Source organism: Microcoleus sp. OTE_8_concoct_300, from assembly GCF_031383065.1.
Lineage (GTDB): Bacteria > Cyanobacteriota > Cyanobacteriia > Cyanobacteriales > Microcoleaceae > Microcoleus.
Window position 1 is genome coordinate 23,358 of record NZ_JANMZH010000053.1, and the last position, 6,391, is coordinate 29,748.

Sequence of the window (6,391 nt, forward strand, 5' to 3'; positions counted from 1 at the left end):
CCGCAGAACTCGGCAAAGTGGAATAATATATGTACGCCAAACGCGAGCGGGCCTTGCCTGTGTTAGATTGAGCGTAATTATTCTGAACTCTTTTCCTCCCGCGCGTCAGACAAATGGTTATAACAAAACGAGGGCTTTTTCTAAGTGCAGCAGCGGTGGTACTCACGGCTGTAACTCTTGCGAACACTGGTTGCAGTTCTAAATCTCTGGCTTCTTTTCGGGGAAGCCCTAAAGAGTTGGTTGATGAAGTTTGGCAAATTATTGACAAAAGTTATGTAGATGGCACTTTTAACCAGGTTGACTGGAAAGCGGTGCGGAATGATTATTTGAATCGGACTTATACCAGCGACGAGGAAGCTTACAAAGCAATTCGAGAAATGCTGAAAAAGCTGGACGATCCTTATACGCGGTTTATGGACCCTGAAGAGTTCAAGAATATGCAGGTAGAAACTTCTGGGGAACTGACAGGAGTTGGGATTCAGTTGACTCAAGATGAGGAAACTAAGAAGTTGACAGTGATTTCGCCGATCGAAGATACCCCTGCTTTTACTGCTGGTATTTTGGCAAAAGATATCATTACTGAGATTGATGGCAAGAGCACCGAAGGCATGGATACGAATCAAGCGGTAAGTTTGATTCGCGGCCAGGCGAATACAGAGGTGACGCTGACTATTTTGCGGGGAAGCAAGGAATTAGAATTCAAGCTGAAACGCGCTAAAATTGAAATTCATCCAGTGCGGAAGTCGGTGCAGAAAACCCCGATCGGAGAAGTCGGCTATATTCGCTTAAATCAGTTCAGTGCGAATGCTGCATCGGAAATGCGATCGGCAATTAAGGATTTGGAACAGAAAAAAGTGACAGGCTATATTTTAGACTTGCGTTCCAATCCCGGCGGGTTGCTGTACGGAAGTATTGAAATTGCTCGGATGTGGCTCAAAGAAGGTACGATCGTCTCAACGGTCGATCGAGTCGGTGAGGCCGATAAACAAACGGCAAATAAGGCAGAGCTCACAGACAAACCGTTAGTTGTACTGGTAGACGGCGGTTCAGCAAGTGCTAGCGAGATTCTATCCGGCGCTTTGCAAGACAACAAACGCGCGGTTTTGGTGGGAACAAAGACCTTTGGTAAAGGTTTAGTTCAGTCAGTACGTGGCGTGGGAAATGGTTCCGGTTTGGCGGTGACAATTGCCAAGTATTTTACTCCCAACGGCACTGATATCAACCACGCCGGGATTGAACCGGATTTTAAGGTAGAACTCACCGACGCTCAAAAACAGGAATTGAGGCGCGATCGCGATAAAATTGCTACCACAGCCGATCCGCAGTATGCAAAAGCTATGGAAGTTTTGACACAACAAGTTACTGGTAAAACAGGGAACAATAAGGCGGAGTCGAAACCAAATGCAGCGCCACCCAAACCGAATGCGGCGCAAGCAAAACCGAGTGCAGCACCTTCTAAATCTAAATAGAAAACCTGTATAGGGTTTCAGTTAAAAAAAAGCATTCGGGGGAAGATTTACGGCTAAAAGCCAAGATTTTAAACTCGAATGCTTCGCTATTTTTGCAATCCGTCCTTGCGAGTCATCTCAAATCCCGTAGCATTGTCGGGCGTAAAATCCAGCCAACAGTCAACCACAGACAGTGCCACCAAAATCGATCTAATTAATCTGCGTTAATCTGTGTTAATCTGCCCTCATCTGCGGTTAAAAAAAGAGAATGTAAACCGCAGATGACAATGGATGGACGCAGATTCACGCAGATGATGAGAAGAGAGTTATCAAGAATTCCTTGGTCATTGGGGCTGGCATTTGCCGGCGCGAATTAATCCGATGCGCCGGGCGATGGCATCTTCGGGCGAATCGTAAGGGCCCCACTTTTCAATAATACTGGGGTTTTGTTGTTCGAGTTGGGCGATCCTCTGCGAGGGCTCCGCCAACGGCAAAATTTCGCAATTACCTGCAGGACGTTTGACAATATAAAATTTTGGTGTGGCTGTCATAGATCAATTCGTGAAATAAAGGTGGATAATAACTAAGCAATTCGCTCATTATATCAAGTAGGGAAACGGCATGGCGCCCTGTCCAAGGCGTGTCTTAGCATTAAACCCCTAGTCCAACAGTTGTTTTAACCCCTGCGGAACTGCGGATTTAACCCCCTGGAATCAATAAGAATAAAAAAAAACTAACACTTTGGTAAGAGGGCACAATATTTATCTATGATAAAAATATAGACATTTGTCTAAACAGTGCATTAAACCTTTTCATAAGCACCGAAATGTTCTAATCAATACAAAAAAAAACCATGCACTTTTTCGCCAAAACAATCCCCGAAATTCAACCAGAAATCATACCAGTTAACGAATCACCGCCAGAACTTGTTACTTTCGATGTCGGCGGGATGAAATGTGCCGGCTGCGCGAAAGCTGTGGAACGCCAACTCATGCAGTATTCAGGCGTCATCTCAGCTTGCGTTAACTTGGCCGTAGAAGTCGCGACGGTTGAGTGTCAACCGGGGGCTGTCGATGCAGAGGCTTTAGCGAAAAAGTTGACTGATAATGGATTTCCCTCTCAGTCTCGTTCTGGTGAAAATCAGCGGGAAGCAGAAGCGGCAACAATTGAACGGCGGGGGCAAGAAATTCGACAGCAAATCAAGCAATTGACGATCGCCCTGCTCCTAATTATTCTATCGGGTTTAGGTCACGTACTCGGCACAAAAGCCCCAATTCTCACCAATATCTGGTTTCACTGGGGACTCGCCACCCTAGCTTTGCTGCTACCGGGCCGCCCGATTATTGTTGACGGGTGCCGCAGTTTGTGGCGAAATGCACCCAACATGAATACTTTGGTAGCTTTAGGCGCTGTCACAGCTTACACCGCTAGCAACGCGGCGCTGCTGTTTCCACGGATGGGATGGGAGTGCTTTTTTGATGAACCGGTGATGCTGCTGGGCTTTATTTTGTTGGGGAAAACTATCGAACAGCAAGCCAGACGGCGCGCTGCATCAGCTTTGCAAGCTTTAATCGCATTGCAACCGGCGAAAGCCCGCTTAGTGGATTTTAAACTCCCGAGTTTAGATTTGCGATCGGAAGAATTACCTTTAAATTCGACATCAGAGGTATACAATCCACAATACATTGAAATTCCAGCCGATCGCGTCCGAGTCGGAGAATGGCTGCAAGTTTTGCCCGGGGAAAAAATACCGGTAGACGGTGAAGTCTGCGAAGGCAAAACAACTATAGATGAGTCGATGCTGACTGGCGAATCAATGCCGGTTTTGAAGCAACCAGGAGATACAGTGGCGGCGGGAACTATCAATAAATCCGGGGCCGTTGTGATGCGCGCAACTCGCACCGGTAAGGAAACAACTGTAGCTCAAATGGTGGCTTTGGTGCAGGCAGCCCAAACTCGCAAAGCGCCGATTCAAAATTTAGCTGATACTGTGGCGGGATATTTTGTGTATGGGGTAATGGCGATCTCGGTTTTAACTTTCCTATTTTGGTATTTTGCCGGCACTCATATTTGGCCTTCAGTGCTTTTAGGAGAGTGGGCAATGGGCATCGGGCATGGGGCAATGGGCATCGGGCATGGGGCATTAGGCATGGGAAATCAATTATCAGTTACCGATTACCAATTACCAATTACCCATTATCAATCGCCTTTGCTGTTAAGTTTGAAATTGGCGATCGCAGTTTTAGTCATCGCTTGTCCTTGCGCTTTGGGACTGGCTACCCCAACTGCAATTTTAGTCGGTTCTGGCATCGGGGCGGAGCGCGGGCTTTTAATTCGTGGTGGTGATGTTTTAGAACGGGTGCATCAATTAGATACTGTGGTTTTTGACAAGACTGGCACTCTGACAACCGGAAATCTCACACTCACAGATTATTTGCCGATTTTCCAGAATTTAGAGTTGGATTTGAACTCAGATATTAATGTGGGAAACAGCCCTGATGTTTGTTCCACAATTGATGGAGTTTCTGCAAGTGCGGTTGACTCAAAACTGCTGCAAATTGCGGCGGCGGTGGAAAGGGGCGCTTGTCATCCCATCGCCGCAGCGATTTTGCTGGAAGCTCAACAGCAAGGTTTGCCGCTGCTAGCTGCTGAGGATTTCTGCACGGAACCCGGCTTCGGCGTTTCTGCTTTGGTGGAGGGCCGGCGGGTGTTCGCGGGGAATGCTCAATGGATCAGCGAGCAGGGGGTCGCTGTGGCGACGCAATTGTCGGGGTCAATGGAAGGCAAAACGGCGGTTTACGTGGCTTCTGGGGGCGTTTTGCTCGGGGTGATCGGGCTAAAAGATACTCTGAGACCGGATGCTAAGGCGGCGGTGGAACGTTTGCGGGGCATGGGATTGCGGGTGATGATGCTGACGGGGGATACGGCGTCGGCGGCGGCGGCGACGGCGCAGCAGCTAGATTTGACGGCGGCTGATGTTTTGGCCTCTTTGCGGCCGGAGGGGAAGGCGAGAGCGATCGCGACTTTGCAAGCCCAAGGCTGTAAAGTGGCTGTGGTGGGGGATGGCATCAATGACGCCCCGGCTTTGGCTCAAGCTGATGTCGGTATCGGTTTGCACTGCGGCACTGATGTAGCAGTTGAGACTGCTCAAATTGTGCTGATGCGAAATGCTTTGATGGATGTTGTTGAGTCGATAGAGCTCGGGCGCGCTACTTTCAACAAGATTCGCCAAAATTTATTTTGGGCTTTTGGTTACAATACTCTGGGAATTCCGGTTGCAGCGGGTATCTTGCTGCCTGCAACCGGAATTCTACTCAGTCCTGCGGCGGCCGGGGCATTTATGGCGTTTAGTTCTGTTAGCGTTGTTACAAATTCTTTGTTTTTGCGCCGGGGATTTCGAGGGTAAATTTATCCCTTGCATATAAAAATCGGAGGTCATCAGCCATTAGCTAGGAACTAATGATTAATGACCTCACTCCACGATGGATATCAGCGCCTGACACCATCCGTCTAGAGCAAAAAAGTTTCGACGTTAGTTCGATGCCCCAGATTCGTCTGTGGAGTCAATCTCAAATCTCAAATCTCAAATCGACTGACTGATATGGCTACAGTGCCATACTTTCCAAGAGTCGCCAATTATTGTTGTTCATAACGGAATGACTCACTAGCTCGAACATTTGACGGCAGTGGTTGTTGGTTTGCAGTGGCAGTTCCTCGTTTTTAATCACGAAGTTCATGCGAACCTCTGAGTCGCTAGCCGTGTTTTTCTCAATTAGGACTTCTGCGGTGACAAGTTTGGCAATCGAAACTTGACCGGGGAGCTCGCGAGCCATGAGGGAATCTCCTGTATTGTAGATAATATCAAGATTGCATGACTCTAAAATTTCAATCAGGGACTGACGGAGACGGTCGATCGGAACGGCAACGATAAAAAAACCAGTATAGCGAGCCATAGACAACTCCAGCCGTGAGGCATTTAGACTTTATTATCATACCGAACCTAGAAGAGATGCACAGAACAATATGGATTTATTTTATTCAGCTGGAAAGTTAGGGCAATGAAGGGCAAACTTATCGTGTTTGAGGGGGTTGAAGGTGCGGGTAAAACTAGGCAAATGCAGCGGCTGATACATTGGCTGCAAGCAAGTTGCTTTCTGAGAGTCGGGTTGGTGGCTACTCGCGAACCGGGGGGTACTGAGTTGGGAAAGGGACTGCGACATTTGCTGCTGAAACAAGATGGGGGGGAATTGGTATCCGATCGAGCAGAATTACTCATGTACGCTGCAGATCGCGCTCAACACGTCGAAACTTGTCTCAAACCCGAGTTATCCAAGGGAACTATTGTTTTATGCGATCGCTTTACTGACTCTACGATTGCTTATCAGGGCTACGGCCGCGGTCTTAACTTAAATTTAATTAAACAGTTGAATGAAATTGCCACCGGCGGCTTGGAAAGCGATCTGACTTTGTGGCTGGATATTAATGTGGAGGCGGGTTTGGCGAGGGTAAGGGCTCGGGGAGGGTGCGATCGAATCGAGCAAGCTGATTTGAAGTTTCATCACCAGGTGCAGCAAGGTTTTGCGGAGTTAGCCGAGGAAAATAAATCTCGAATTGTCCGGATAAATGCCGATCGACCTGAATATGAGGTCGCTCAGGAAATTCAAGCTATTGTAACTCGCCGGTTAGAAGCTTGGGGATCTTTAAATAATACCAATTCTGAAAAATAGCGCTACATAATCTGTAGGGAAACGGCAATGTCCTGTCCGGCTCTGGCAACTTACAATTTAACATTTTTAACTCTCAACAATAGACCTCTTGCGAAAGTGCGCTCGTTCTAGGTAAAATAAAAGAAATAATTAGCTCCCATAAGATGAATTACGAACAAGTACAAAAGTTAAACCCCGCCGACTTTAAACGGTACTGTGGACTACATCAAGAGACAT

Annotated in this window: 5 protein-coding genes; 3 read left to right on the top strand and 2 right to left on the bottom strand. The window is 47.5% G+C overall.

The window, feature by feature from the left end; genetic code table 11:
• Positions 1–113 precede the first annotated feature (113 nt).
• Positions 114–1,469 (top strand): carboxyl-terminal processing protease CtpC, encoded by a 1,356-nt coding sequence (ctpC, locus tag ACUVJL_RS02540; protein WP_445244405.1) that lies wholly within the window; start codon positions 114–116, stop codon positions 1,467–1,469.
• A 323-nt stretch (positions 1,470–1,792) separates the two neighbouring features.
• Here the strand turns inward: ctpC and ACUVJL_RS02545 are convergent, their stop codons facing one another.
• The gene (locus ACUVJL_RS02545) at positions 1,793–1,999 is read right to left on the bottom strand and encodes a DDE transposase family protein (RefSeq protein ID WP_333133286.1); all 207 of its coding nucleotides are present in this window, start codon (positions 1,997–1,999) and stop codon (positions 1,793–1,795) included.
• A gap of 302 nt (positions 2,000–2,301) precedes the next feature.
• On the opposite strand from ACUVJL_RS02545, the gene ACUVJL_RS02550 reads away from it, so the two are divergent.
• A complete protein-coding gene (locus ACUVJL_RS02550) occupies positions 2,302–4,854 on the top strand; it encodes a heavy metal translocating P-type ATPase (protein ID WP_445244406.1) in 2,553 nt (850 codons plus the stop codon).
• Between the two features lie 199 nt (positions 4,855–5,053).
• On the opposite strand, the gene ACUVJL_RS02555 is transcribed toward ACUVJL_RS02550, so the two are convergent.
• Positions 5,054–5,401: a hypothetical protein gene (locus ACUVJL_RS02555; protein ID WP_333445183.1), complete on the bottom strand. Its 348-nt coding sequence runs from the start codon at positions 5,399–5,401 to the stop codon at positions 5,054–5,056.
• 105 nt (positions 5,402–5,506) lie between these two features.
• Here ACUVJL_RS02555 and tmk point away from each other — a divergent pair, with 105 nt between their 5' ends.
• Entirely contained in the window at positions 5,507–6,175 is a 669-nt protein-coding gene (tmk, locus tag ACUVJL_RS02560; RefSeq protein ID WP_445244407.1) for a dTMP kinase, read from the top strand.
• Positions 6,176–6,391: the final 216 nt, after the last annotated feature.